The sequence below is a fragment of the Halomonas ventosae genome (assembly GCF_004363555.1).
Lineage (GTDB): Bacteria > Pseudomonadota > Gammaproteobacteria > Pseudomonadales > Halomonadaceae > Halomonas > Halomonas ventosae.
Genome location: NZ_SNZJ01000040.1, coordinates 1 through 1,910 on the forward strand (window position 1 = coordinate 1; position 1,910 = coordinate 1,910).

1 protein-coding gene is annotated in these 1,910 nt (G+C 68.1%); it reads left to right on the forward strand.

The genetic code is table 11. The annotated features are described in order from the left end of the window. On the forward strand, window positions 1-1,910 hold a 1,910-nt coding region (gene acnA, locus DFP85_RS18755), incomplete at both ends, for an aconitate hydratase AcnA (protein ID WP_133637922.1).

Sequence of the window (1,910 nt, forward strand, 5' to 3'; positions counted from 1 at the left end):
GGCAACATCGACCGCCTGCCCAAGACCCTGAAGATCCTGCTGGAGAACCAGCTGCGCTTCGCCGATGACGAGAGCGTCTCCCGCGAGGACATGCAGGCGCTGGTCGACTGGCAGCAGCAGGGCCACTCCGACCGCGAGATCGGCTATCGCCCGGCGCGGGTGCTGATGCAGGACTTCACCGGCGTGCCCGGGGTCGTCGACCTGGCCTCCATGCGCGCCGCGGTGGAGTCCCTCGGCGAGGACCCGGCCCGCATCAACCCGCTGTCGCCGGTGGACCTGGTCATCGACCACTCGGTGATGGTCGACAAGTTCGGCAACCCCACGGCGTTCAAGGACAACGTGGCCATCGAGATGGAGCGCAACCACGAACGCTACGAGTTCCTGCGCTGGGGCCAGCAGGCCTTCGACAACTTCCGCGTGGTGCCGCCCGGCACCGGCATCTGCCACCAGGTCAACCTCGAGTACCTGGGGAAGACCGTCTGGACCAAGGAGCAGGACGGCAGGACCCTGGCCTACCCGGACACCCTGGTGGGCACCGACTCCCACACCACCATGATCAACGGCCTGGGCGTGCTCGGCTGGGGCGTCGGCGGCATCGAGGCCGAGGCGGCCATGCTGGGCCAGCCGGTCTCGATGTTGATCCCCGAGGTCGTGGGCTTCAAGCTCACCGGCAAGCTGCGCGAGGGTATCACCGCCACCGACCTGGTGCTGACGGTCACCGAGATGCTGCGCAAGAAGGGCGTGGTGGGCAAGTTCGTCGAGTTCTACGGCGACGGCCTCAAGGACCTGCCGCTGGCCGACCGCGCCACTATCGCCAACATGGCTCCGGAGTACGGCGCCACCTGCGGCTTCTTCCCGGTGGACGACGAGACGCTGACCTACATGCGCCTCACCGGCCGCGACGACGCCCAGCTGGCGCTGGTGGAGGCCTACAGCAAGGCCCAGGGGCTGTGGCGCGAGCCCGGCGACGAGCCCGTCTTCAGCGACACCCTGGCACTGGACATGACCGAGGTCGAGGCCAGCCTGGCCGGCCCCAAGCGGCCCCAGGACCGGGTGGCGCTCAAGGACATGAAGACGGCCTTTGCCAAGGTGATGGAGGACGACGGCAAGCCGCTCTCCACCACCGAGAAGGGCAAGCTGATGTCCGAGGGCGGCCAGACCGCCGTGGGCGTCGAGGAGAGCTACGAGCACCACGACAGCCAGGACGTGGACCTCGACGGCGAGGCCTTCCGGCTGAACCCGGGAGCCGTGGTGATCGCCGCCATCACCTCCTGCACCAACACCTCCAACCCCAGCGTGATGATGGCCGCCGGCCTGCTGGCCCGGAAGGCCCGCGAGAAGGGCCTGCACACCAAGCCCTGGGTGAAGACCTCCCTGGCACCGGGCTCCAAGGTGGTCACCGACTACCTGGTCGCCGGCGGCGTGCAGGATGACCTCAATGCCCTGGGCTTCAACCTGGTCGGCTACGGCTGCACCACCTGCATCGGCAACTCCGGTCCTCTGGCGGGCCCCATCGAGGAGGCCATCGAGGAGGGCGACCTGACCGTGGCCTCGGTGCTCTCGGGCAACCGCAACTTCGAGGGCCGGGTGCACCCGCTGGTCAAGACCAACTGGCTCGCCTCGCCGCCGCTGGTGGTGGCCTATGCCCTGGCCGGCAACGTCCAGCTCGACCTGACGCGCGACCCCCTGGGCACCGACCGTCACGGCAAGCCGGTCACCCTCAAGGACATCTGGCCCAGCCAGGCGGAGATCGCCGAGGCCGTGGAGCAGGTCAACACCGAGATGTTCCGCAAGGAGTATGCCGAGGTGTTCGACGGCGACGAGACCTGGAAGGCCATCGAGGTGCCGCAGAGCAAGGTCTACCAGTGGTCGAAGGACTCCACCTACATCCAGCATCCGCCCTTCTTCGA